General features: G+C 57.3%; 24 protein-coding genes and 2 tRNA genes. 11 read left to right on the plus strand and 15 right to left on the minus strand.

All coding sequences use genetic code 11. The features are described from left to right. Positions 1-3,276, plus strand: a 3,276-nt coding sequence (locus tag AB5Z05_RS18675) for a type I secretion C-terminal target domain-containing protein (protein WP_368152687.1), incomplete at its 5' end; no start/stop codon positions are given. A gap of 72 nt (positions 3,277-3,348) precedes the next feature. On the opposite strand, the gene AB5Z05_RS18680 is transcribed toward AB5Z05_RS18675, so the two are convergent. After that, the gene (locus tag AB5Z05_RS18680) at positions 3,349-3,843 is read right to left on the minus strand and encodes a hypothetical protein (protein WP_005335330.1); all 495 of its coding nucleotides are present in this window, start codon (positions 3,841-3,843) and stop codon (positions 3,349-3,351) included. Between the two features lie 185 nt (positions 3,844-4,028). Here AB5Z05_RS18680 and AB5Z05_RS18685 point away from each other — a divergent pair, with 185 nt between their 5' ends. After that, the gene (locus AB5Z05_RS18685) at positions 4,029-5,984 is read left to right on the plus strand and encodes an EAL domain-containing protein (protein ID WP_368152756.1); all 1,956 of its coding nucleotides are present in this window, start codon (positions 4,029-4,031) and stop codon (positions 5,982-5,984) included. Positions 5,985-6,047: 63 nt separating this feature from the next. Here AB5Z05_RS18685 and rraB read toward each other — a convergent pair whose 3' ends face one another. Beyond that, the gene (gene rraB / locus AB5Z05_RS18690; RefSeq protein WP_026034893.1) at positions 6,048-6,383 is read right to left on the minus strand and encodes a ribonuclease E inhibitor RraB; all 336 of its coding nucleotides are present in this window, start codon (positions 6,381-6,383) and stop codon (positions 6,048-6,050) included. 265 nt (positions 6,384-6,648) lie between these two features. On the opposite strand from rraB, the gene AB5Z05_RS18695 reads away from it, so the two are divergent. The 4 genes from AB5Z05_RS18695 (at position 6,649) to AB5Z05_RS18710 (ending at position 9,563) form a co-directional block, all read left to right on the plus strand. Next, positions 6,649-6,724, plus strand: a tRNA-Phe gene (locus tag AB5Z05_RS18695). Positions 6,725-6,728: 4 nt separating this feature from the next. Then, positions 6,729-6,804 (plus strand) — tRNA-Asn (locus tag AB5Z05_RS18700). A gap of 426 nt (positions 6,805-7,230) precedes the next feature. Further along, the gene (locus AB5Z05_RS18705; protein WP_368152690.1) at positions 7,231-8,505 is read left to right on the plus strand and encodes an alpha/beta fold hydrolase; all 1,275 of its coding nucleotides are present in this window, start codon (positions 7,231-7,233) and stop codon (positions 8,503-8,505) included. Positions 8,506-8,837: 332 nt separating this feature from the next. Beyond that, on the plus strand, positions 8,838-9,563 hold the full coding sequence (locus AB5Z05_RS18710; protein ID WP_368152758.1) for a carbonic anhydrase: 726 nt from the start codon (positions 8,838-8,840) through the stop codon (positions 9,561-9,563). Between the two features lie 87 nt (positions 9,564-9,650). Here the strand turns inward: AB5Z05_RS18710 and AB5Z05_RS18715 are convergent, their stop codons facing one another. Beyond that, entirely contained in the window at positions 9,651-10,559 is a 909-nt protein-coding gene (locus AB5Z05_RS18715) for a pseudouridine-5'-phosphate glycosidase (protein ID WP_368152693.1), read from the minus strand. Beyond that, on the minus strand, positions 10,553-11,644 hold the full coding sequence (locus AB5Z05_RS18720) for a PfkB family carbohydrate kinase (protein WP_362773104.1): 1,092 nt from the start codon (positions 11,642-11,644) through the stop codon (positions 10,553-10,555). Before AB5Z05_RS18720 ends, AB5Z05_RS18715 begins: the two co-directional genes overlap by 7 nt. A 203-nt stretch (positions 11,645-11,847) precedes the next feature. On the opposite strand from AB5Z05_RS18720, the gene AB5Z05_RS18725 reads away from it, so the two are divergent. Then, on the plus strand, positions 11,848-12,300 hold the full coding sequence (locus AB5Z05_RS18725) for an RNA methyltransferase (RefSeq protein WP_005335311.1): 453 nt from the start codon (positions 11,848-11,850) through the stop codon (positions 12,298-12,300). A gap of 119 nt (positions 12,301-12,419) precedes the next feature. Here AB5Z05_RS18725 and AB5Z05_RS18730 read toward each other — a convergent pair whose 3' ends face one another. Further along, positions 12,420-13,163, minus strand: coding sequence for a substrate-binding periplasmic protein (locus AB5Z05_RS18730; protein WP_368152760.1), 744 nt, complete (start codon positions 13,161-13,163; stop codon positions 12,420-12,422). 188 nt (positions 13,164-13,351) lie between these two features. On the opposite strand from AB5Z05_RS18730, the gene AB5Z05_RS18735 reads away from it, so the two are divergent. Continuing rightward, on the plus strand, positions 13,352-13,783 hold the full coding sequence (locus AB5Z05_RS18735) for a universal stress protein (protein WP_005335309.1): 432 nt from the start codon (positions 13,352-13,354) through the stop codon (positions 13,781-13,783). 77 nt (positions 13,784-13,860) lie between these two features. Here the strand turns inward: AB5Z05_RS18735 and AB5Z05_RS18740 are convergent, their stop codons facing one another. The 4 genes from AB5Z05_RS18740 to crp all read right to left on the minus strand — a co-directional run bounded on the left by AB5Z05_RS18740 (position 13,861) and on the right by crp (position 17,660). Next, on the minus strand, positions 13,861-14,496 hold the full coding sequence (locus tag AB5Z05_RS18740) for a murein L,D-transpeptidase catalytic domain family protein (RefSeq protein ID WP_236368558.1): 636 nt from the start codon (positions 14,494-14,496) through the stop codon (positions 13,861-13,863). Positions 14,497-14,670: 174 nt separating this feature from the next. Further along, a complete protein-coding gene (locus AB5Z05_RS18745; protein WP_368152698.1) occupies positions 14,671-15,759 on the minus strand; it encodes a porin in 1,089 nt (362 codons plus the stop codon). A 336-nt stretch (positions 15,760-16,095) separates the two neighbouring features. Then, complete coding sequence (locus AB5Z05_RS18750) at positions 16,096-16,896, minus strand: putative RNA methyltransferase (RefSeq protein WP_368152701.1); 801 nt, start codon at positions 16,894-16,896, stop codon at positions 16,096-16,098. A 125-nt stretch (positions 16,897-17,021) separates the two neighbouring features. Continuing rightward, complete coding sequence (gene crp / locus AB5Z05_RS18755) at positions 17,022-17,660, minus strand: cAMP-activated global transcriptional regulator CRP (RefSeq protein ID WP_005335304.1); 639 nt, start codon at positions 17,658-17,660, stop codon at positions 17,022-17,024. 300 nt (positions 17,661-17,960) lie between these two features. Here crp and AB5Z05_RS18760 point away from each other — a divergent pair, with 300 nt between their 5' ends. Beyond that, positions 17,961-18,365 (plus strand): OsmC family protein, encoded by a 405-nt coding sequence (locus tag AB5Z05_RS18760; RefSeq protein WP_019446908.1) that lies wholly within the window; start codon positions 17,961-17,963, stop codon positions 18,363-18,365. Positions 18,366-18,458: 93 nt separating this feature from the next. Next, on the plus strand, positions 18,459-18,755 hold the full coding sequence (locus AB5Z05_RS18765; protein WP_005348285.1) for an MliC family protein: 297 nt from the start codon (positions 18,459-18,461) through the stop codon (positions 18,753-18,755). A gap of 141 nt (positions 18,756-18,896) precedes the next feature. On the opposite strand, the gene AB5Z05_RS18770 is transcribed toward AB5Z05_RS18765, so the two are convergent. From AB5Z05_RS18770 to AB5Z05_RS18780, 3 genes are read right to left on the minus strand one after another with little or no spacing between them, the layout of a single operon-like run. After that, the gene (locus tag AB5Z05_RS18770; protein WP_123172456.1) at positions 18,897-19,430 is read right to left on the minus strand and encodes a DUF4136 domain-containing protein; all 534 of its coding nucleotides are present in this window, start codon (positions 19,428-19,430) and stop codon (positions 18,897-18,899) included. Positions 19,431-19,446: 16 nt separating this feature from the next. Beyond that, positions 19,447-20,316 carry a phosphoribulokinase gene (locus AB5Z05_RS18775; protein WP_005335299.1) on the minus strand — a complete coding sequence of 290 codons (870 nt, stop codon included), beginning with the start codon at positions 20,314-20,316 and terminating at the stop codon, positions 19,447-19,449. A 52-nt stretch (positions 20,317-20,368) separates the two neighbouring features. Continuing rightward, on the minus strand, positions 20,369-20,593 hold the full coding sequence (locus tag AB5Z05_RS18780; RefSeq protein WP_005335298.1) for a YheU family protein: 225 nt from the start codon (positions 20,591-20,593) through the stop codon (positions 20,369-20,371). A gap of 97 nt (positions 20,594-20,690) precedes the next feature. Here AB5Z05_RS18780 and AB5Z05_RS18785 point away from each other — a divergent pair, with 97 nt between their 5' ends. After that, on the plus strand, positions 20,691-21,842 hold the full coding sequence (locus tag AB5Z05_RS18785) for a GGDEF domain-containing protein (protein WP_368152706.1): 1,152 nt from the start codon (positions 20,691-20,693) through the stop codon (positions 21,840-21,842). Here the strand turns inward: AB5Z05_RS18785 and AB5Z05_RS18790 are convergent. From AB5Z05_RS18790 to AB5Z05_RS18800, 3 genes are all read right to left on the minus strand, one after another. Next, a complete protein-coding gene (locus AB5Z05_RS18790; protein ID WP_368152709.1) occupies positions 21,821-22,807 on the minus strand; it encodes a hydrolase in 987 nt (328 codons plus the stop codon). The two genes, AB5Z05_RS18785 and AB5Z05_RS18790, sit on opposite strands and share 22 nt — an antisense overlap. 65 nt (positions 22,808-22,872) lie before the next feature. After that, the gene (locus tag AB5Z05_RS18795) at positions 22,873-23,772 is read right to left on the minus strand and encodes a chemotaxis protein (RefSeq protein WP_005335289.1); all 900 of its coding nucleotides are present in this window, start codon (positions 23,770-23,772) and stop codon (positions 22,873-22,875) included. A gap of 152 nt (positions 23,773-23,924) precedes the next feature. Further along, positions 23,925-24,584 carry a hypothetical protein gene (locus AB5Z05_RS18800; protein WP_368152711.1) on the minus strand — a complete coding sequence of 220 codons (660 nt, stop codon included), beginning with the start codon at positions 24,582-24,584 and terminating at the stop codon, positions 23,925-23,927. Between the last annotated feature and the right edge of the window lie 18 nt (positions 24,585-24,602).

The raw sequence follows: 24,602 nt of genomic DNA on the forward strand, positions 1-24,602 counted from the left end.
GCGCCGGACAGCAACACGGTGACCGAAGACACCCCGCTGGTGGTGGGCAAGGCTGGTGGTCTGCTGGCGAACGACAGTGACGTGGACAACACGCTGACGGTGAGCAAGATCACCGTGAACGGTACCGACTACACCGTGGGTGCCAACGGTGCGACCGTGGAGCTGGCGGGCAAGGGCACCCTGGTGGTGAACAGTGATGGCAGCTACAGCTTCACGCCGGTGAAAGACTTCGCCGGAGCCCTGCCGGTGGTGGGTTACACCACCAACACCGGCGCGAGCTCGACACTGACGCTGACCATGACGCCGGTGGTTGACGGCGTGACGCTGAAGGTTGAGCTGGTGAGTGGCGGGTTTGTGCCGGGAGCGGTGAAGGTGGAACAGATTGTGTCCGGCCTGAATGGCAAGACGCCTTCTACGTCGCCAACTAACAAAGATGATTATCTGGTTTCCAGTAATGGCGGCTGGGTTCAAGGCGGTGTTGGCCATGACACCATCAAATACGGCAGTGGCGATAGCTTCCTGGCCGATGGCGGGGTGGGGGATGATATTCTGATCGGTGGTGCGAGTGATGTTGATTATCTGATCGGTGGCGATGGGGATGACATATTGATTGGCGGTAAAAATGCTGTTGCGTCGGTCACTCTACATGGCGATGCCGGCAACGATACGCTGATTGCCCAGAGCTTGAAGGCCTCTACATCATATTATGGTGGCGATGGTCTGGATGTGGCCTATATGCCGGGCTCGATGAAGGATCTCAAGCTGATTAAGCCTAGTGGCTCACAGAGCTTTGATTACAGTCTCGTGTATAAAGACCCGATTAGCGGTGCTTTGACTTACCATGATTTTTACAGCGTTGAGACCCTTTATCTGCAAGATGGCAAGTATGAGTTCAAGGATGGCAACCTGACTAAGGTGGCAGATCTGGCGACCTTGAAGGTTGATGTCGATTTGATCGATACCGATGGCAGCGAACATTTTACCGAGTTGACTATCAAGGGGTTGCCACAGGGTACTGTGCTTTCGGGTGGCACACTGCAAGCCGATGGTAGTTGGAAAGTACCGGCCAGCATGCTGGATAGAGACGGGAAATTGTCGCTGCAGGTGGAGTTGCCTGTCGGTAGCCAGAATATCAAGGTGACCGTGGTGGCAGGCTCGCAAGAGTATGACATGAATGGTCAGCCGATAGTCGGTGAAGTGAAATATACCGAAGCGGATACCGGCTTTATGGTCAAGCCCACTAACCCGAATGGGGACAATGGTACGTCAGACAAACCTGTCGAGGGTGGGCGTGGTGATGATGTATTGCTGGGAGATATAGGTGGTATCAAGACCTCTGTTGAACCGGGTAAAAACTACAATATCGCGCTGATCGTTGATACGTCGGGTAGCATGCAATGGGGATTGGATGGCAGCCAATACCCTGCTACGGGTAAAGACAGAATGACGTTGACGATTAACGCCCTGAAAGCGTTGGCCAATCAGCTGGCGGACCATGATGGTGTCGTTAACGTGACGCTCATAGGCTTTCATGAGTGGGCAAGTTCACTCTTGACGATTAGCGATCTGTCCAAGAGTAATGTGCAGTCATTTATCGACAAGGTCAGCTCGTTGTCTGCTGGCGGTGCGACCAACTATGAGGATGCCTTTATCAAGGCTACCCAGTGGTTTAACAGCAAGCCTGGCAGCAGTTCCGGATTGACCTTTGAGAATGTCACTTACTTCCTGACCGATGGTGATCCAACAGCTTATAATGGGAACAGTAATGCATCTGAATCTGATGCGATGCAAAAGGCTATCGATGCATTTGGACATTTGTCCGGGCAAAGCGAGGTCAAGGCGATCGGCATCGGTAATGGCGTGAAGAAGGAAAATCTGGAGTATTTTGACAATACGCAGGTGACTGGCTCAGGCACTAAATATGAGAATGCTCTGTTACTGAATGATTTTTCCAGCAATACGGGGCCATGGAGCGCGAGTAGTTGGAGCCTAGCCGGCGATATCTTTGGGAGTGTCACAAGGGTCGGTAGTCGGTTGGAATTGACGGACAATGCGAAAAACGATGCGTCGGTATTTGCTAGCGAAAAAATGACGTTGGCGGCTGGTAGCGGTCTGCGCTTCGACCTGAGCAAAGGTAGTGATGTCGGCTCCGCAGACAGTTTCTCGGTGCAGCTGCAACGCTGGAACGGTACTGCCTGGGTAAACATCGGTGCTGCGGTGACCTCAGTGGGGACAATCAACAGCGGTGCGCTGGCTGCGGGCGATTACCGTTATGTCTTTACCATAAACGAGTGGGGAAGCTCAGGAACGGCTACCCTGAAGATCGATAACTTGAATAAGGTGATAGGTGGGCGTCCGCCAGTTGGTCAGCCCGACATCATCAATACGGCAGATCAGCTCAAGGCCGTTCTGGTCGGCAGTTCGACCACCAACACTCCTGCCGAAGTGGGGGCCGATGTCCTGCACGGTGGCGCGGGTAACGATATCCTGTTCGGGGATGCCATCAATACTGATCACCTGCCGTGGGGCACGGCTGGCAACCCAGCCAAACCGGCAGATTGGGTTGATGGCAAGGGACTGGATGGTCTGACCCAGTTCCTGACCTTGAAAAACGGTTATGCACCCAGCTCCCTTGAGCTTTACGAGTACATCAAGGGGAATGCCAACTCATTTGATGTGGCGGGCGATACCCGGGGGGGCAACGACAAGCTGCACGGGGGGCTGGGGGACGATATCCTGTTTGGCCAGGGTGGTGACGATGAGCTCTACGGTGACGATGGCAAGGATATCCTTTATGGCGGCACCGGCAGCGACAAGCTGGATGGTGGTGCCGGGAACGATATTCTGAGCGGCGGCATGGGCAACGATACTCTGAGCGGTGGTCTGGGCAACGACATACTGACCGGTGGCGATGGAGCGGATATCTTCGTGTGGAACAAGGGGGATACCGAATCAGGTAAGTTGACGGTTGATACTGTCACGGACTTCAAACCGAGCCTGAGTGATCCGACGCTGCGCGACAAGCTGGATCTGAGTGACCTGCTGGATCATGATGGGTCTAAAACAGAGTCATTGCTTAAAAATCTGTTGTCTGTGTCTGCAGATAGCCAAGGTGTGCATCTCAAGGTTAGTGATTCGGTGGGTGGTTCTGTGACCCAGGAGATTGTGTTGTCTGGTCACACTTTTGGCTCTCTGACCGGTAATAGTGGTGCAACGGCTAGCCAGGTGATCGATTACATGTTGGCCAACAACATGCTCGATATTGATAAACAGTAAGCACTAACAACTACGCAATAAAAAAGCGGCAGAGCAATCTGCCGCTTTTTTTATCTTTGCAGGGAAGAGAAATCAGTTGCCGAGGGTGGCAAACAGGCTCTGCTCCAGGGTGCCGCGGGAGACACAGACCGGCTTGATGGACGGGGCCGGTACGCGCTCGCCTGAGGATTCAACGAAGAACAGCTCTGTGTTGCCCTTGACGTTGACCGTGGCCACGCTGCTGTTGCCGCTCTGGGTGATGATCAGGTTGATCTGCAGGTTCGGGTTGCCCAGTGCAACTTTGGAACCCATAGTTCCGCAGTCCAGCCACTCCAGCCCGTCGGCTGACTGGTTGACGTTGGCGGTCATCAGGCCGGAGCCACGCTGGCTGTTTTCGATGGTGAGGCCGTGATCGGTGAACCACTTCTCGGCGCGAGCCCACACCAGATCCACCGGGATCGCCATTTCCTGAGTGTTGTTGGTTGCCTTGGCAATTGGCGGGTTGTAGCGATACTCCTCACCGCCGTTATTGTCACCAGCACAACCAACCAGCAGCAGCGCCAATGCGCTCCCCATAATCTTTTTCATCTTGTTTCTCTCGTCCATATCACCAGGCCATTGGCCAACCGGCGCCTATTATCGCCGGAGCGACAATCTCTGTCAGCAACCATCCAGCGTTCGATGTTATGGGGAGGTGATCGGGGTGCTTTACAAAATTGGTTTGCTATCATAGATTTGCTCGAAATTCCTCCATAAGCACCCCTGTGACCAACATGCTCACCCCGGATCTGCTGCAGCAGATCATCGACCAATTGCCAATGAGTATCTTCTGTCGAGATAGTCATGGGTGTTACCTGTTCGCCAATCGTGAGTTCGCCCGTGAAGCCAAGCTGGAGTCGCCTGCCGAGGTAGTCGGCAAGACAGATGCTGAGATGCCATGGGGCGATCTCTTTCGCAGTGAGGATGAGCAGCTGCTTGCCGGAGGCGTGCCGATGCTGTATCAGCAGCTTCATTGCAACCGGGGCGGGAATACCTGCTGGATGGAGGTGCACAAGGTGCCTCTTTACACTCCGCAGGGGGAAGCTTGCGCAGTGTTCGGGGTGGTTAATGAGATTGCCCAGCGCAAGAGCCTGGAACAAACGGTCAAACAGCAGCAGTTGCTGCAGCGTTTTCTGCTCGATGCCATTCCTGACCTGATCCGTTTTGATGATCACAACGGGGTGTTGCTGGAGTGCAATCAGGCGTTTCTCGACTTTATCGGCCAAGGGGCGGATGAGGTGCTGGGTCAGCAGCTGCCGTTCCGGTTGGCGGCGCCGCAGGGGATGGGGCATGGCGAGTGCTGTCTGCTGGATGCCAGCGGGCAGGGGCGACACATGGAGATCACCCGGGTCGATGTCCCCGATGGTGACGGCCACTCCCTCGGGATCCTGACGCTGGGGCGTGACATTACCGGCCTGCGCACCACTCAGGCGCAGTTGCAGCAGGAGCAGCACTACGACAGTCTGACTGGACTGCTCAAACTCTCCCGGTTCTTGCAGACCAGCCGCCATCTTGGGGGACGCAGTGCCACACTGGTGCTGGTCGATCTGCACCATTTTCGTGAAATCAACGATCGCTTCGGGATCCGGATTGCCGACCGCCTGCTGAGCCAGGTTGCCAAGCGGTTGCAGCAGCTGGTACCGCCGCGTTCCCTGCTCTGTCGGGTCGCTGCCGATGACTTCAGCCTGTTGCTGCCGGATTTCAATGAGCCATTGCAGGGGTGGAGCCAGCATCTGCAGCAGCAGTTGATGGAGCACTATCAGGTGGAAGATCATCGCATCCAGATCCCGGTGTTTCTGGGGCTGGCCCAGGGGCGGGCAAGCGATGCCGAGCGGTTGCTCAGTCATGCCGAGGCTGCGCTGGCGCAGGGCAAACGGCAGCAACAGTACTGCACCCTGTTTGATCCCGAGCTGCATGCCCGGCTCAAGCGGCGTCAGCTGATCGCCGCCCAGTTGCCGCTCGCTATCAAGTCCGCCCAGCTGGTTGCCGTCTATCAGCCGATCATCTGTACCCGCACCCATCGGCTGCATGGCGCCGAACTGCTCTGTCGCTGGCCGCATCCCGAGCTTGGGATGATCTCCCCCGATGAGTTCATTCCGTTGGCGGAAGAGATGGGGATCATAAGTCAGCTTGGCCAGTTAATGCTGGAGCAGGGGTGTGCCCAGTTGGCGCAGTGGCAAACTGCGCAGCCGGATATGGTGCTATCCATCAACCTCTCACCGCTACAGTTCCGTGATCCGGCGCTCTGTGAGCGGGTCTCAGCCTGCATTGCCCGCCATGGTCTCAAGGCCAGCCAGCTGGAGCTGGAGATCACCGAAGGGGTACTGATGGAGAATGCCGACGAGATTGAGACCAACCTCGACAACCTGATCGCCGCCGGTTTTCAGCTGGCCATCGACGACTTTGGTACCGGTTACTGCTCGCTGGCCTATCTGCCGCGTTTGCAGGTGGCGACCCTCAAGCTGGATCGCAGCTTCACTCAGGGGCTCGCCAGCAATAGCGCGACCACCGCTATCGTGCGGTCAGTCATCGGGTTGGGCCATGAACTCGGGATCCGGATCACTGCCGAAGGGGTGGAAACGCCCGAGCAGCAGTTGTGGCTGACCGAGGCGGGGTGTGATCGGTTACAGGGCTATCTGTTCAGCCGCCCCCTGCCGCCGGCGGAGTTTGCTGCCAGCTATCTGGCGTGAGAGATCGTCAGAAACAACAAGGCCACCGCAAGGTGGCCTTGTTGTTTTACGATGGAGGCAGGATCAATCCTGGAAGTAGGTGCCCCAGCCATCGTAATCCACCCCGTATTTTTCCAGGATGGGCAGCATCTTGGCGATATCGGCGACGATCGCTTCGACATTCAGTTTGCACTCGATGGTGGCATCGAAGCAGAAGATGGTGGCGCCGTCATCCAGTTCCATCTCTTCGGCATCGGTCACTTCAAAACCAGCCTTGAACAGGTCAACCGCTGCTTTTTCCAGACGGTCGAAATCCTGGCAGGCGAAGTGGTGCTCGATATCGTAATCCGCATCGGGATTGCTGCCATCGGCCAGCAGTTCGTTGACGATCTCGGTGGTCTCATCACGCCACTCTTGCATATTCAGACTCATGTTGCCTCCAGGCGGTATCATTGCGGCAAAGCATACTCGCAGAGTGGATTCGGCTCAATGCGGCGGACCCACTGAACCTCGAATTTCCATCATATTGGCGCAGCCTGCAGGGTGTTCAGAGGCCAGCAAGTACGGCAAACAGGACTGAAATGGATAATAAATGGCCGCTTCGTTCGGTTGTTGAGCGAACGCGCTTTTTATCGTGCCATCATGGTTGACACTCAGCGCTGGAAAGGGTTTAATGCGCGCCGTTGCCCAGATAGCTCAGTCGGTAGAGCAGGGGATTGAAAATCCCCGTGTCGGCGGTTCGATTCCGTCTCTGGGCACCATAATTCCTCCTTAGTTCAGTCGGTAGAACGGCGGACTGTTAATCCGTATGTCACTGGTTCAAGTCCAGTAGGAGGAGCCAAATTCGAAAAGCCCGCTCAATCGAGCGGGCTTTTTCATTTCTAGTTGCTGTTGCATGCTGCCAAAAAGAGCGTCGCGCCACAGGTGGCACTGAACAGCAGCATTCCGGTCTGCAGCATGCTGCCAGGGCATGGCTTCTTCTCTCTTTTTCTGGCCCTGATCCACTTCGGTTTCATCACATTCCCTTATCCATTTTGTCGGCCTGAATGGCTGCACTCCTGTGCAGGCGAGCCATCTTTGTTGAATGGCGCCATGGCGTCAATCTCCCCTGCAAAACAATTAATTCAGCACTGTTGAAGAGCGGCTTGTCTGGTGATGTTTCGACCTTTAAGCCATTGTTAACATTTTGGAAAACCGGAGTGACCCTGTGGCTGGGCGGGGATATGATGGGGTCAATGATGTTCCCATCCTGACGGAGAGACCCCAGATGAGCAGCCCCTTGAGCTATGTATTGGACGGCATTCATTGCGAGCCGCACTTTTTTACCGTTCCCCTCGATCATGATGAGCCGGATGGCGACAGCATTACTCTGTTTGCCCGTACCCTCTGCCGTAAAGACAAGCTCGATGAGAAGTTGCCCTGGCTGCTTTTTCTGCAAGGGGGGCCGGGATTCGGGGCTCCGCGCCCGACGGCCAACAGTGGCTGGCTCAAGCGGGCGTTGCAGGAGTTCCGAGTGCTGCTGCTGGATCAGCGTGGCACCGGGATGTCGAGCCCCATTCACGGGCAGATTCTGGCCAAAATGACACCGACCGAGCAGGCGGAGTATCTCGGCCATTTTCGCGCCGACAGCATAGTGCAAGATGCCGAGTTCATCCGGCAGGAGCTCAGCCCCAAGCATCGCTGGAGCCTGCTGGGGCAAAGCTTTGGTGGTTTTTGCTGCCTGACCTATCTCTCGCTCTTCCCCGATAGCCTGCGGGAGGTCTATATCACCGGCGGCATCGCGCCGATTGGCCGCAGCGCCGAGGAGGTTTACCGCGCCACCTACCAGAGGGTGGCTGACAAGAACCGAGCCTTCTTCGCCCGCTTCCCCCATGCTCAGGGGATTGCCAACCGGCTGGCCAACCATCTGCACCAGCATGATGTGCGACTGCCCAACGGCCAGCGCCTGACGGTGGAGCAGTTCCAGCAGCAGGGGCTGGATCTCGGTGCTACGGGTACCTTTGAGGAGCTTTATTACCTGCTGGAAGAGGCCTTTATCGGCGACAAACTGAGCCCGGCCTTTCTCTATCAGGTGCAGAGCATGCAGCCATTCAATACCAACCCGCTGTTTGCCATTCTGCACGAGGCTATCTACGCCGAAGGGGAGGCGACTCGCTGGGCAGCGGATCGGGTCAGAGTGGAGTTTCCTGCGGTGAACTGGGTGCCCGGCAAGGATTTCGCTTTCACCGGCGAGATGGTTTACCCCTGGATGTTCGAGCAGTTCCGCGAGTTGCTGCCCCTGAAAGAGGCGGCCCATCTGCTGGCCAACAAGGCGGACTGGGGGGTGCTCTATGACCCGGCCCAGCTGGCCCGCAACCAGGTGCCGGTAGCCTGCGCCGTCTATGCCGAGGATATGTATGTGGAGTTTGACTACAGTCGCGAAACCCTGCGTGGCCTTGGCAACAGCCGTGCCTGGATCACCAATGAGTATGAGCACAACGGCTTGCGGGCAGATGGTGAAGCGATTCTTGATCGTCTGATCGCGTTGAATCGCGATCGTTAATTGTCGTTATCGGCAACCATCGCGGGAGCCGGACTCCAGCGATGGTTGTTATGAATGCGTGACACCCTGAACCTTGACCCTCACTTGCCGACGATTCGTGGATAGCTGGCTGATTAATTCACCCCCTTTCACTGTCTCTGCCGATCCCTCACCATATACATGCCAAACGACTCTGTATTGAGTAGCGGTCAAACCGATTGACCAGCCCGTGCTCGTTACCATTAGAAAGTCGCTCTGCCACTCTGTATCCCGCATATCAGATTTGCCATCCCTGCATGCTCCGTGATCGGGAGAGGGATGGCCGTGCTTTTCAATCAAGATAAGGATGTATGATGAGAAAGTCTCTGTTGGCCTGCTCCCTGTTGCTGTGCCCTGCTGTGTTTGCTGCCACCCCCCATTGGGAATATAGCGGTGAGGCGGGGCCTACCCACTGGGCCAAGCTGACTCCCGAGTTTGGTCAGTGCGCGGGCAGCAATCAGTCGCCGGTTGACCTGAACGGGCTGGTTGATGCCAAGCTGGCCCCGCTGGTACTTCACTATCAGGCGGGTGGTAACACAGTGGTCAACAACGGTCACACCGTGCAGGTCGGTTATGCCCCGGGCAGCACCTTGCAACTCGATGGCACCAGGTTTGAGCTCAAGCAGTTTCACTTCCACGCCCCGAGTGAAAACCTCATCGAGGGCAAATCCTATCCGCTGGAAGGGCATCTGGTGCACGTCAGTGACAAGGGAGAGATCGCCGTGGTGGCGGTGATGTTCGAGGCTGGCAAGGCCAATCCAGCGCTGGCGGCAGCTTGGGGTGAACTACCGGCCAAGGTGGGGGATATTCACACTCTCAAGGCACCGCTCTCTGCTGAGCAACTGCTGCCCGAGAATCGTGACTACTATCGCTTCAGCGGTTCCCTCACCACGCCTCCCTGCTCGGAAGGAGTGCGCTGGCTGGTGATGAAGCAGCCGGTTGAGGTCAGTCAGGCCCAGATCGACGCCTTCAAGGCGGTGATGTACCACCCCAACAACCGGCCGGTGCAGCCCCTCAATGGGCGCGTTGTACTGCAATAACACAGCATTGCAATGGCGTTGCAGATAGCAAAAACAACAAAGAGGGCCGCGAGGCCCTCTTTTACATGGCGAGGTATCGGTGTGCAATTAAAGCGCGGCGGCGATGCGGGCGCCAAGCGCCGCGTTGTTCAGTACCAGCTGGATGTTGGCGGCGAGCGAGTTGCCGCCAGTCAGCTCGCAGACGCGGGCCAGCAGGAAGGGGGTTGACGCTTTGCCCTTGATACCCTGCTCGTCCGCTTCATGGAGCGCCCGGGCAATGGCTGCGTCGATATCGGCTTTCGGCATGGCGTGTGCGGTCGGGATGGGATTGGCCACTACGGCGCCGCCCGCCAGTCCCAGCTCCCACTTGAGGCGAAGCGCCTCGGCGATGGCTGCCGGACTCTCCAGTCGATAATCAACCTTGAAGCCGCTCTCGCGGGTGTAGAAGGCGGGCAACTCTTCGGTCTGATAGCCGATCACCGGTACGCCCTGGGTCTCCAGATACTCCAGCGTCAGTCCGATATCTAAGATCGATTTGGCTCCGGCACAGACTACGGCCACCGGCGTTTGCGCCAGCTCCTGCAGATCGGCCGAGATATCGAAGGTCTCCTGCGCGCCGCGATGTACCCCGCCAATGCCACCGGTGGCAAAGACCCGGATCCCCGCCATGGCAGCGATGATCATGGTGGAGGCGACCGTGGTGGCTCCCATCCCCTTGCGCGCCAGTACGAACGGAATGTCGCGGCGGCTGCACTTGGTCACGCTGTGGCCAGCCCGGCCCAGCGCTTCCAGCGCACCGGCATCCAGACCCACCTTGAGGCGGCCGTCGAGGATGGCGATGGTCGCCGGAATGGCGCCGTTGTCGCGCACCACCTGTTCAACCTGACGGGCCGTCTCCACATTCTGCGGATAGGGCATGCCGTGGGAGATGATGGTGGATTCGAGGGCGACGACCGGTTTGCCGGCGGCCAGTGCGGCAGCCACTTCCGGTTGGATATCGAGGTAAGTGTTCAGCATGAGTACTCCTCCAGTATGCGGTCAACGGCGGTCTTGCTCAGACCGGAAAAAACGGTATCGGAACAATTGACGGTGAGGGCGGCGCAGCCCAGGGCAAAGCGGGTGGTCTGGGCAATGTCGAGCTGTTGCAGCCAGGCGTGGGCGAGGCCAGCCATAAAGGCATCCCCGCCGCCGGTGACGTTAAGTACCGGACTGCCCAGCACCGGCAGGTGGCCCTGCTGCTCGCCATCGCTGTAGAAGATCCCCTGTTCACCCAGACTGAGGAACAGTCGCTTGACCCCGGCGCGGTGGAACCAGGCGGCCACCATGGGCCAGGTTTCGGGTCCGGCGATGGTCATGCCGCACAGCTGCTCAGCCTCGCTGCGATTGGGTTTGAGGGTGTGGATCTTGCCGAGCCAGGGGCGGATCTTCTCTACCTTGGCCACCGAAACAGTATCGACAAAGATGGCGTGCTCACCTTGCCGCTCGAACAGCCAGTCAAGGGTGTGAATGGCCAGATTGGTGTCGAGCACCCAGAGCCGGGCACCGCCGAGAAAGCCACCGAGTGGGGTCAGGCGGGCAGGAGTTAGCTGCTCGATAATGGCCATGTCATTGATGGCACAGCTCATTTCGCCGCTGCCATCATGCAGGCTGAGATAACAGGAGGTGGTGTGGCCATCGAGCACCAGAGTCTGGCGCACATCGACGCCGGCTCGCTGGCTTACCTCCAGCAGATGATGACCATACTGGTCGTTGCCGACTGCAGTCAGCAGTCGGGTATCGCTGCCGAGCCGCGCCAGATTCTCGGCGATATTGCGGCCAACACCACCCGCCGAGGTGCGCACCTTGCCCGGATTGGAGTCGCCGAGCAGCAGGTTGTCGTGGCTGGTGCCGCAAATATCCATATTGGCACCGCCGATCACCACCACGTAGGGACCCTCTCGCAGTACATAACCTCTGCCTTGCACATATCCCTGCCGGATCAGGCTGGAGATGTGGCTGGCCAGCGCGGAGCGGCTGATGCCGAGGCGATCGGCCAGCTCCTGCTGGGCAATCATGGGATCCTGACGCAGCAGGGCGAGGATCTCTTGTTCACGCTCAGTCATAGACAAACATCCATTTACAAACGTTTGTCTATTATTGCTGGGAAACGTTTGCTGGCTATCGACTTGTACAAAATTTGTCGGCTTGCGCACAAAAAATCGACATTCGTGATGGGGTGACGAGTCGTTGAGCCTGGCGAGGTACTTTTAACGGGTCGATGACCCCGCAGCGGCATATAATGGTCGCCGCAAGATGAGGAGAGATGATGGAAAAGAGTGCATTCTGCTGCGTGGGGCTGGTCAATCCCAAGTCCCCGGAAAATGTCGGCTCCGTGATGCGGGCTGCGGGTTGTTACGGGGTGGATGAGGTCTACTACACCGGCAACCGCTTCGAACTGGCGCGCCGTTTTGCCACCGATACCAAGCAGATGGTGGAGAAGATCCCGCTGCTCGGGGTGGATGATCTGATGGCGTTTATCCCGCAGGGATGCGTGCCCGTGGTGGTTGATCTGATCGATGGCGCTACGCCGCTCCCCGACTATGTCCATCCGGAGCGCGCTTTTTATATCTTCGGGCCGGAGGATGGCACGCTCGATCCCGCCCTCTATGGCGCGGTGAAAGATGTGGTTTATGTGCCGACCCAGGGCTGCATGAATCTGGCCGCCTCGGTCAATGTGATCCTCTATGACCGATTGGCGAAGGGGTTCCGGCAACCCTGAGTTGTGGCGTGGCTACGGTGACTTAAACCACAATGGAAAGGTGTTGCTCATGGGCAGGTTGCTGGCGGTGGCCGCGATTGACGGGGCTGCGGTATCCTTCTCTTTCCCCTATGGTGGGATCAGTTTTCGCCGGCCTTAACCGCCTGCTCCTCGAGAAAGTCGCGATAGTAGTCATAGAGGTGATAACGGCGATATATCTCGGCCAGCGTGCCGCGACGGATCAGATTCACCATCTCCTGATCCCACAGCTGCAGTAGCCGGTCGCCCTGCTCGGTATCGGCAAAAATGGGGTAAGTCGGGATCCAGCGCAAAATGGTGCGGTACATATTGGCCGGGGTCTCATCGGCGGAATGGAGCACCCCAGCGGTCAGGTAATAGCGATAGCGCCCCTTGCCAATCAGCTGCAGGGCCATCTCATGACTGTCGATCTCGTGCCACCGCATGGTGATCGGAAGATATTTATCCAGCACCCATCCTCGCCGCCAGAGGACGGTCTCGCCTTCCAGACTGCGCTCTCCCCGCCATTGCGGCTGCCACTGCTTGAGCATGAAGACGGTCACATCATCGGCGGAGGCTGGCTGATGGGGCTGCCTGACCCCCTTGATCTCGTCCAGATAGACACTCATCGCCATATCCCCCTCTTGCCTGGCTACCATGGCGACGGCACGTTTGTAGGGCACGATATGGGGCACGATCTGATAGCCGTGGGGTTGGTAAATGGTTCGCACCAGATCGAGATAGATACCGCGGCCATCCGGTTGGCAGAAACCGGGCCAGCCATCGCAATAGACGTGAATATCAGCTGTGCGAGCGTGGACGATCGCACACAGAGAGCAAAGCAGCAAACAACCGATGCGCAGCATGGTCAGCATTATCCTCGCAGGGGTGAGGAGAGCATTTATCACCTGATTTATACCATGCATTGATCGCGGCGGGCGGAGAAAACATCTCGCATCTCCATTTTGCGACAGGGTCGAGGGTTATTTGCGGTCGGAGCGTTATGATCGAGTAAAGATTCAATAGCACCCTAATCAGTAGAGGAGACTGCATTATGCCATCGATCAAGACTCTGCTCTGTCCAGTCGATTTTTCCCAAATGTCTCGCGCGGTACTCGACTATGCCGTTTTCATGGCACAGAGCCATCAGGCCCAGCTCAAGCTGATCCACGTGGTTGATCAACTGCACGGTTTTGACAGTTACAAGATCCTTCATATGACGGCCATCGAGATTACTCACGAGATGGAGCGTCAGGCCAGAACCCAGCTCAAAGAGCTGGTTGCCACCCTGCCGATCCCGGCCACCTTTGATATTCGCTTTGGCCGTGCCGCCGATGAGATTGTCATTCAGGCCAAGGAGGATGAGGTTGAGCTGATCGTGATGGGCAGCCACGGTCGCTCCGGTATCAGCCATCTGCTGGTAGGCAGTGTCGCCGAGTCTGTGGTGCGTCATGCACCCTGTCCGGTACTGGTGGTGCGCCAATAACGCGCCACGTTTAGAGTGAAAAGCGTAACAAACAAGGCCAGCGATCGCTGGCCTTGCGTTTTCTGGTGTTGTGCCCGCTAGCCGTGGGCGTAGATGACACTCCCTCCCTTGATGGTATCTATGATGGCTCTGGCCTGCTCTTTGGGCAGGGCGGGGCAACCCCAACTGCGGCCCAGCTTGTCATATTTGCGCAGATGGGTCGGGCTGGCATAGGCGGCGCCATGTACCACGATGGCACGCTTGCGGGCATTGCTGTTCTTGCCAGGGCTGAGCCCGTCCAGCCGCAGGGAGTAGCCATGCTTGCCCAGATAGGTTTCTGCGGTGCGATAGACGCCGAGGGAACTTTGGCGGGAGTTGAGCTGGTTGGAAAAGTGTTTTGCTGCCAGTTCACCTGAGTTGCGGCCATGACTGACCCAGGTGTGATAGAGCAGCTTATGGCGTTTCATATCGATGACAAACAGCCTGCGCTGGGTAGATGGCTTGCTGTAATCGATGATGGTGAGAATGGGTTTTCGTTTGTGGCGCACAGTTTGATAACTGTTGAGTGCCTGACGAAAGGTCTGTTTATCCAGCTTGCCGGCCAGACCCAGTTGACGATAGAGGCTCTGATCCCAGCTGGCATCTGCCGTGCTGCTCCAGATGAGCGATATCAACAGCAGTGGCAACAACAGCCACCCGCCTTGCCAGTCTATGTTACCGCGCGCTTGTCTCATCCGTGAATATCTCCTTGTCACTCCCTGTCAACGGCGCGGATATTGCCATCAATCCGCTCGATAGTTATATGCAAGGTGCTGAAAAGGCGCAATAAAAAAACCGGCCGCAGAGCGGCCGGAAGTAATTCAAACAGTAGACATTGGTATCACAGGGTATAACTGACTTCCAATTACTTAGAAGTTGTACTGCAGAGCCACACCGACTACGTCGTCAGTGTTCTGGCCCAGCTTGCTGGTAGAGTCAGCAACGGAATCCAGCAGGTTGACCTTGTAGTCAACGTAGGCGTTGAAGTTGTCGGTGAAGTTGTACCAGGCACCGATAGATACGTACTCGGTGTAGGTGTCATCGATACCGTGAGCGGAGTCTTTCACGTCAGTGCGCAGGTAGGCCAGAGAAGGCTTGAACTTGCCGATGGTGTACTGGGCTACAGCTTCGTAACCGTCGTGCTTCTCGGCGTAGCCGTTGAAGCCATTCCCGATATACAGGTGGTTCTCGCCGTGCGCATAGGTGGCAGCCAGGTAGAGGTCACCTACAGCGTACTTGGCACCAAAGCCCATCAGCTTGGCATCCTTGTCGCCACCGAAGGCAGCGAATTGAGCTTGTTCATCGGTCTTGCCAGCCTGGTTGTAGGCAGCTGACAGGCCCAGACCCATATCGAAGTCATAGGAGGCAGCTACAGCAAAACCTTCTTTGGAACCTTTCTTGTTCCAAGTTGTGCCATTGGTGTTGAAGTTGGAGCGATCGGCATTCTGCGGATCATTGTTGCCGGTGAACTGGGCACCCAGGGTCAGGCCATTGTAGGTGTACAGGTACTGGGCCAGACCGTTGGTACGGCCGGTACCGAACACTTCGGTGCCTTTGCCCAGGCCGTCACCGCCCCACTCGGGCAGTACGTCGGTGTAGTCGTTCACGATGCGGAACAGACCATCCTGACGACCGTAGCTGAATGCGCCGAAACGATCGTGCTTGATGCCGGCATAGGCATAACGCAGCTCGTCGTTGTCAGAACCGGAAGTCGGCAGGTTGTACTCGGCAAAGCCGAACGCCTTCATCTCAGGGGTGATCTTGGTCTCACCGCGCATGTTTACACGGAAATAGCTCTGGTCACCTTCGGAACCGTTGTCGTCAGTACCGTAGTAAGCACCTTGTGCACGGCCGCCGATTTCCAGTTTGGTATCGTTCTGGTTGTAAACGGTAGCAGCATGGGCGCCGCTCGCCAGCAGCAGGCTGGAGATGGCAATAGTCAGTGCAGACTTCTTCATATGCGTTATTCCTCTGATGTAAACACTTCCGAACTTGTTGTCGGTTCTGTGAAATCGGAAATGATCCGATAGCCACACGGTAGGCGCCCCAACCTTGACTGGGCCTGAATCCATCGCCATTTAATTGAGGTGGCGGGGTTGTTATCAAGACTGGATGTGACGGTTTTTGACAAGATAAAAAGAGATTAAATTCAATGAATTATTTTCTAGTGACTTTTTTGACATCAAGGCTGTTCTGAGCAACAAGGTCGATGGCTCAAGTTGTGAGCTATATCACACAGGGGAGAATGGGGGCGGGAAAAAAACGTGGGGAGCCTTGCAAGGCTCCCCCAGTGATCAGATGGGCTTTTGCCACAGGGTCAGCAGCAGATCCTGTTCCAGTTCACCCGGGCCCTGTTGAGCGAAAGCGTGACGCTGCTCACCGGTTGCCCGCCAGCCAAGACGGCTGGTCTCCAGAATAAAGCTGCGCATGGCCTGATCCATGGTGAGACTGAACTGGCAGCGCTGTTGAGCCATCGGATTGAGACCGCCGAGGGTTGGCCAGCTGAGGGGGTGTTCCATGCTCACCGGATTGAGGCTGACCCGCAGTTGCCACTGATGGCGCGGGCCCGGCTGCAGATAGAGCAGATAGCCACCGGGGGCCAGCCAGCTGACAAGCTGCTCGGTCTTGACCTTGAGATCGTTGACCAGCAACACCTGAACCGAGCCTGGTTGTAGCGGCGCACGGGCGGGATCGGCAATGACAAATTGACCGTCCGGCTGCGCTTTTTTTGCAGCAAAGATGGTGTTTTTGGCGATATCAATCCCGGCAAACTGCCAGCCGGGCAGGCGCTCTGCCAGCGCGCGACAGTAGTAGCCTTCACCACACCCAAGATGGATCAGCTCTTGTGGTGCCAGCGGAGCGAGCAGTGCGGCCATGGCCTCGACCAGCGGCAGTTGGTGCCCGGCTTCCAGGAAATGGTGCTTGGCGCGCATCAGGGCACGGCTGTCGCTGTCTTTGGGGTTTTTCTTGCCGGGGATGAGATCCAGATAACCTTCCGGAGCCGGATCGAAGTGATGCTTGTTGTCGCAATAGCGCCCCTGGGAGGCTTCATGAAGATGGAGCGGACTGCGGCAGCGGGGACATTGAAGGTGCATAGTAACTCTCTGGGCGAATGCCGGAACAGTGAAGGGCGTTCGGCATTATAGGGGAGAGGATCAAAAAAGGCTGCCGTAGCAGCCTTTTTTATCCCAAGGCCTCAGTCAGGCCTGCGGACGGGTCATCAGCGAGTGCCAAATACCACAATGGTCTTGCCGTGAGCAGAGATGAGCTCCTGCTCTTCCAGCATCTTCAGGATGCGGCCCACGGTTTCACGAGAGCAGCCGACGATCTGGCCGATCTCCTGACGGGTGATCTTGATCTGCATGCCATCCGGGTGGGTCATGGCATCCGGCTGCTTGGCCAAGTTGAGCAGGGTCTGGGCGATCCGGCCGGTCACATCCAGGAAGGCGAGGTTGCCCACTTTCTGGCTGGTGTGTTGCAGGCGCTTGGCCATCTGGCCAGAGAGACGCATCAGAATGTCCGGGTTGACCTGGATCAGCTGGCGGAACTTCTTGTAGGAGATCTCTGCCACTTCGCAAGAGCCTTTGGCGCGAACCCAAGCGGAGCGCTCGGGATTCTCGTTCTCCTCGAACATCCCCATCTCGCCCAGGAAATCGCCCTGGTTCAGATAGGAGAGGATCATCTCTTTGCCCTCATCGTCCTTGATCAAGACGGCCACAGTGCCCTTGACGATGTAGTAGAGGGTCTCCGCTTTTTCACCCGCATGGATCAGGGTGCTCTTGGCGGGATACTTATGAATGTGGCAGTGCGACAAGAACCATTCCAGGGTGGGATCGCTTTGCGGTTTGCCAATGACCATGAGAATTCCTCTGTAGTGTCTTTTTATGGACTTGTGCGTCCGGGCAAGCTGCCAATCTTGCCATTCCTTGTATTGGTCGCAGTAGGATAAGAGCCTTTGCCTGTGCTGACAAGGCTTTGCGGGCTTTTGACAGAGCCCTTTGAGTAATGCCTGCTGCGCCGCTTCGGCCATTCTAGGGAAGATAGAGGTCGGAGATGTTGATTTTGATCTATTTCCATCCTAACTCCCCCTGTTCGGCAGAGATAAGCGACTGGGTTATGCTAGGGATCCATCATCATGATTAACAGGAGAGAGTGCGAGATGAAAGCCAAGGTCAGCTGGGTGGAAGGGATGAAGTTTGTGGGTGAGAGTGAATCCGGTCACAAGGTGATCCTGGATGGTGCCAACCCCGGTGAGGGGGCCAGCCCGATGGAGATGATCCTGCTGGCGGTCGGTGGCTGCAGCTCCATTGATGTGGTTTCCATCCTCGAAAAAGCGCGCCAGTCGGTGACCGCATGCCATGTCGATGTCAGTGGCGAACGGGTCGATAGCGTGCCCCGGGTTTTCGAGAAGATTAATCTGCACTTCGTGGTGACAGGCAAGGGATTGGCGGAGAAGCAGGTGGCCAGAGCGGTCGAGCTGTCGATGGAAAAATATTGTTCTGTTTCCCTGATGTTGGAAAAAGCGGTACAAATTACCCATAGTTATCAAATTGTTGAAGCTTGATAACGATAGTTTCGTTGGTACCCTGGCATAAGGCCGTTACGTAAGGCCACTGCACAAGGCCATGACATAAAGCCATTACATAAGGAAAGTGCAATGAAAAAATTGATCGCTCTGCTTCCCCTTTTGGGCCTGGCGGCGTGCAGCAGCCCGCAACCTACCCAGTATCAATACAGCCAATACCAGTGTGGCGAAGAGATGCTGGCCGTTACCTATGATGCCCAGGCCGACATGGTGCAGTTCCCCTATGCCGGGGTTTATCACAAGCTGGCGCGTGTGGAGTCAGAGTCTGGCGCCAAATATTCTGACGGCCTGACCACCTTCTGGAATCAGGAGAAACAAGCCCTCCTCACCCAGAAAGGGGTCACACTGCTGACCTGTACGCTTAAATAAGTGACCACAGATAGTTGAAGGTGTGCAGCTTTGTGCCCGGGTCTGGCCTAGGCCGGATTGGGTCAAGAGGTTGAGACCACAAAAAACGGCTTGCCGGGAAGCAAGCCGTTTTTCTATCCATCCGTTATCACTAAACAAGCGCTAGTTGGTGGGGACGCGATGGAGCAGCTCGGCCGCGAGCTGTTGGCTAAGCGCCTGACGTTGGCTGTCTGCAATGCTCACGTCGCTGGTCAGCTGGATGATGCTGCTCCAGACCGCTTTCTGGGTTTTGCGATCGAGCAGCACGATGGCCAGCGACCCTTTGCGCTGGTTGGCCGAGGCATATACCCCCGGCGTCATGCCAAGACGGGCGAAAATCTCGCCGTCACTCATATCCTTGCCGCCTGCGACGCCGATGGCGACCCACAGATCCGCCTCGTCGAGCGGTGCACTCTGCCACCCCTTGCCATTGAGCTCCCGGCTTACCGCCTGCTGCATTGGCTCCAGCCACCCTTCCGCCAACTCACCGGCAAATTGATACTGTTCGGCCAGGGCGTAGCGCGGGGTTGCACCATAGGTCCAGTTGCCCATCGGGCGAACCAGCATGGTACCGGACTCCAGCGTGGGGGCCGCCGGCCCGCTGCTGCAACCGCCAAGCAGGGCGAGCAGTGCCACAGAGAGATAAGCAAGCCGCATCGTGAACTCCTTTGAATCAGGTTATTTTGCCGGTTTCGATCAATTGCTGGATGAGCGGGCGCAGGATCAGCTCCATCGCAAAGCCCATCTTGCCACCCGGCACCACTATGGTGTTCATCCGCGACATGAATGAGCCGTCGATCATCGACAGCAGGTAGGGGAAATCCACCTGCTTGATACCGCGAAACCGGATCACCAGCATACTCTCGTCCAGACTCGGGATCACCTTGGCGCTGAAGGGGTTGGAGGTATCCACCGTCGGTACTCGCTGGAAGTTGATATGGGTGCGCGAGAACTGCGGGGTGATGAAGTTGATGTAGTCATCCATGGAGCGAACGATGGAGTCGGTCACCGCCTCGCGGGAATGCCCTCGCTCCGAGGTATCGCGGATCAGCTTCTGGATCCACTCCAGATTGACGATGGGCACTACGCCTATCAGAAAATCCACGTGGCGCGCTACATTGTGATCCTCGGTGACCACACCGCCGTGCAGCCCTTCATAAAACAGCAGATCGGTATTGCTGGGCAGATGCTGCCAGGGGGTGAAGGTGCCGGGCATCTGGTTGAAGGGCACCGCCTCGTCAAAGCTGTGCAGGTAGCGGCGATACTGGCCATTGCCATCCTGCCCATAGCCTTGGAAAAAGCTCTCCAGCAGCCCGAAGTCATTGGCCTCAGGGCCAAAATAGCTGATATGACGCCCCTGTTCGCGCGCCTTGCGGATCGCTACATCCATTTCCGGTCGGGTGTAGCGGTGAAAACTGTCACCTTCCACCACCGCCGCGGTATATCCCAGTTGATGGAACATGGAGCGAAAGGCGTTGGTGGAGGTGGAGGTGCCGGCTCCGGACGAACCGGTAACGGCAATAATGGGGTGCTTGGCCGACATGGGATTCTCTCTTCCTTGGGAATTCCGTTATAAGGTCCGGATTGCGGTTGGGTCAAGACTGCTCGATGAAGCGGTCTTTCATCACGATATTCACCGATTCGTGCAGCTCGCTATAGACGATGACAGCTTTGCCTTGCTGTAATTGTTCTCTCACTGCATCGACTTTGACGCCAAGTGGGACATCCTGTTCTCCATATTCGGTTCCCTCCTGCAACACAAAGTGTTCGATCAGGTTGGTCAGGGTGTCGCCGTCCAGTTCTTGCCAGGGAATGATCATTTAAAGGTCTCACAGCAAAAGAGGTGATCGTCAGGCTATTGTTGTGTTGAATCCCGCGAATGCAATCACTTTTTACCTTTTCACCGGAGTCTGAGAGATGTTGTCTGAAGCGCAGCGCAGCGCGCCGTTAACCCTGACTGAGCATCTGGACAGCGCACGTCGAGAGGCGATTGCCCGAGGCATGGTGTGGTTCTGGTTGTTGAACTGGCTGGTGGTATTGTTTCTTTCGATACGCTACGAGGTTTACAGCCAGGTCGGGCTCGCCAGTGATGACAGCTTGCCCTGGCGCTTTCAGAGTGAGCTGGCCCTGGTCATGGTGGTGCTATTGCTGCTACCTGTTGTCAGTCTGTTTTGTGACCATCTGCAGGATCGCCTCTGGTTACGGATGGCTGCGCTGGTGATGGTGCTATGGGGCGGACTCTGGACGCTGCATATCTATACGATTGGTCAGGTGGAGCTGCGGGGAGGGGTCAGCTATGCCAACGGGATCATGCGGCTCAACCTGCTGGCTGCGCTCATTGCGTTTTATCCCGATCGCAAGGTTTTTTATGGCTATCTCTTGGGCCCGATGACGGTGGGTGTAGGGTTGGAGCTCTTTTTACGCGTCGATTTTCCCCAGATCTACCTGCTTGGCGTGTTGTTTGGCGTGATTGCGCTGGAGGTCGGCCGTCGCATGCTGCACCGCTGGTTTGAGCTGGCGATCATGCGAGAGCATGAAAATCTGATGCTGCTGCGCCAACTTGATCATCTCGCCAAGCAAGATCCTCTGACCGGTGTCGCCAACCGGCGGCATTTCAATATCGAGTTAGATCGCGCGTTGGCCCATAGCCAGGAGAGCGGCGCTCCGCTATCGCTCATTCTGATCGATGTGGACTATTTCAAGCGCTTCAACGACCACTATGGCCATCAGGTGGGGGATATGTGTCTCAAGGAGGTGGTACAAGCGCTCAACCGTGCGGTACGCACGCCATCTGATCTGGTTGCCCGCTATGGCGGAGAGGAGTTTGTGCTGCTGCTGCCCAATACCGACCGTCAGGCTGCGGCCAGCGTGGCGCAGCGGCTGCAAGATGGCTTGGCCAGCCTGCAGCTGGAGCATCTGGCGTCCGATGTTGCCCCCTGGGTGACGGTGAGTCAGGGGATTGCCAGCAATGTGTCCGGTGAAGGGGCAAACCAGCTGCTGGAGCGGGCCGATCAGGCGCTCTATCGGGCCAAGGAGTCGGGACGCAATCAGTTCTGTGTTGCGGAGTGACTCTGTTCGGCAATCCAGCGACTGATCCGTTCATCCAGCCAAAACCGTGGCCGCCAGGGAGTGCCGTGCAGAAAGCCGACATGGCCGCCACGCTGGCTCAACTCATAGCGCACCGTGGGCGAGAGTTGCTCCGGCCGGGGAATGGCCGCGTGTGACATAAAGGGATCGTCGGCGGCGTGCAGGATAAGGGTAGGGATGGGGATTTGAGCCAGCAGCGGTAGTCCCGAGCAGCTCTGGTAGTAGTGGTTGGCGCTGTGAAAGCCGTGCAGCGGCGCGGTAACCAGCTCGTCAAAATCGCGCAGGGTGGCAATCTGCTCCACTTGTCGAGGTTGCCAGCGTTCACTCGCTTTCTGCTGCTGGCTGATTTTGCTGAGCAAATTGCGGCGCATGGTGCGCAGCAGATAGTTCTGATAGACCTTCGAGAAGCCCTGATTGACCCGTTCGGCACAGCTCGCCAGTTGCAGCGGGGCCGAGACCACCACCGCCGCTTTCAATGCCGCAGGACAGCCCCGCGCCAGCAGATTGACCAGCATATTGCCACCCAGTGAAAAGCCGATGGCGATCAATGGTTTGCCCGGGAAGCGCTGGCTCAGCTCGGCAATCAGCTCCTGCGCATCACCGATGGCGCCGGAGTGATAGGCCTGCAGGTGGCGATTGGGCTCGCCGCTGCAACCGCGAAAGTGCATCAGCACGGCCTCTCTGCCCTCTTGCTGCAGGTGGGCGAACAATCCCTTGGCGTAGTGGGAGTGAATGCTTCCCTCCAGCCCGTGAAACACCACTATCAGCGGCCGTTCATCAAGGCTGACTTCCCCGCTCCAGGCGAGGTCGACAAAGTCCCCATCCTGCAGTTCAAACCGCTCCGCCACAAAACGGGCAGGGGGGCGGCGCAGCCATTTGGGCAGTATGGTCTGCAGATGAGGATTGCGTGCCCACCAGGGGGCGTGGAAGTGGCTCTCGGTCAGCATGGGGTCAGTCGGTCTGGGTCGAAGATAAGGAGGACGGGAGGCGTGTTCCTCCCGCCAGTCATTGCTTATTTCAGCAGGCGATCGTGATGTTCGGCGCCGCGCAGCATGGCCTGGATCAGCTCATTGGCTTCGAACTTGGTCAGCGCCTCATGGGCTCCCACCTGATGGGCCCGCTCCACACTGATCTCGCTGGAGAGGGATGTGTGCAGGATGATGTAGGCCCCCGCCAGTTTGCTGTCGCTCTGCACCTCGAAGGCCAGCTCGTAGCCATCAAGCCCGGGCATCTCGATATCGCTCACCAGAATGTCGATCGGGGTCTTCTGGCTCGCCCGCGTCTGCATCAGGGTCAGTGCATCCTTGCCATTGGTGCAGACCTCATAGGGGATATTGATGTAGTCGAGCGCGGCCATCAGCTGACGGCGAGCGACCGAGGAGTCATCGACCAGCAGGATCCGCATCGGCTTGATCCGCTCCCGCTGCACATCGGTCAGTACCGGATAGAGGTGGCTCGGATCGTCCGGATAGACCCGGGAGAGGATCAGCTCCACATCCAGCAGCTGGATCAGCTGGTCATTGACCCGGGTCACGCCGGTTACGAAGACATTGTGGCCGAGGGAGGCGGGGGGCGATTCGATATCGCGCCAGTTGCACTCGGTGATCTTGTCGATGCCCCGTACCAGAAAGCCCACCAGGGTACGGCGGCAGTCGGTAATGATGATGAAGCAGTGGGGCATCTCCTCCTTGCTGATGGGGCGATAGCCCACCGCCATCGCCATGTCGATCACTGGAATGGTGGAGCCGCGCATATTGGCAGCCCCCAATACGGTCGGGTGCGAGTGCGGCATTGCCGTCAGCTGGGTGTAGGGCACTATCTCCTTCACCTTGAGGGTTCCGATGGCAAAGGATTGTTTGGCTGAAAGGTGAAACAGCAACATGCCCTGGGATTGATTGGCTTTGCTCGTCATGGCAGATGTCCTGTTGGTCGAAACGTTGGCAGTCACTTCAGGCCTCTAGCATAAAGGATTACGGGTGGAATGGCCCTTCCTTGTTAACGACCATCTGGCAAAAAACTGGACTCATTCAGCCAATTTCGTTGGCGTATTCCATCGGCGTCCGGTTATTGATCGCTATCCTCGCCAACGCCCCACTGTTGGCAGGCCGCTTGCAACGCGGCCTCATCGGCATAACCCAGCTTGCTGGCCACCTGCGCGGGCTTGCTGCCGCCCTTGAGCAATCTGAGCGCCTGCAGCAGTTGCCACTGTTGTTGCAATGCAGACCCTTCCACTGGCGCATCGACTTGTTGTGCCCACAGTTGCAGAGACTCCGGTTGGCCATTGGCCAGCGCTTGCCAGCAGGCTTGCAGCTCACCGTGACCCTGCTGGCTGATGGCACACTGTTGCAGCTCATCCAGGATCACCTGCAGTCGCTGACCGTAGGCCCCTTGCCACTCTTTCGGACGTTGCCACCGGGCCAGCGAGTCGAGCAGGGCATCGAGCAGCGGGGGGGTCTGCAGCCAGCCTGCCTGCTGCGGCTGAGCCACGCGCAAAGAGACATTCAGCTGATCGTACTCGCAACCGCTGAGGGGGCTGAAGGCCGCAAGGGCATCGGCGCAGAGCCAGAAGCTGCTGCCAGCCGGCAGCAACAGCTCATGTTGACCCAGTCTCAGCAACGCGGCGCCCCGGGTGATCCGCAACAGCTGCCCGACCGGAGTTCGTTTGCGGTTGCCGGCGTGCAGGCCCTGGCAGGAAAAATGGTGATACTCGATGGCGTGATGCATGTAAAAACCCTGATATGA

The organism is Aeromonas sp. R2-4, assembly GCF_040908365.1.
In the GTDB taxonomy this organism is placed as follows: domain Bacteria; phylum Pseudomonadota; class Gammaproteobacteria; order Enterobacterales; family Aeromonadaceae; genus Aeromonas; species Aeromonas veronii.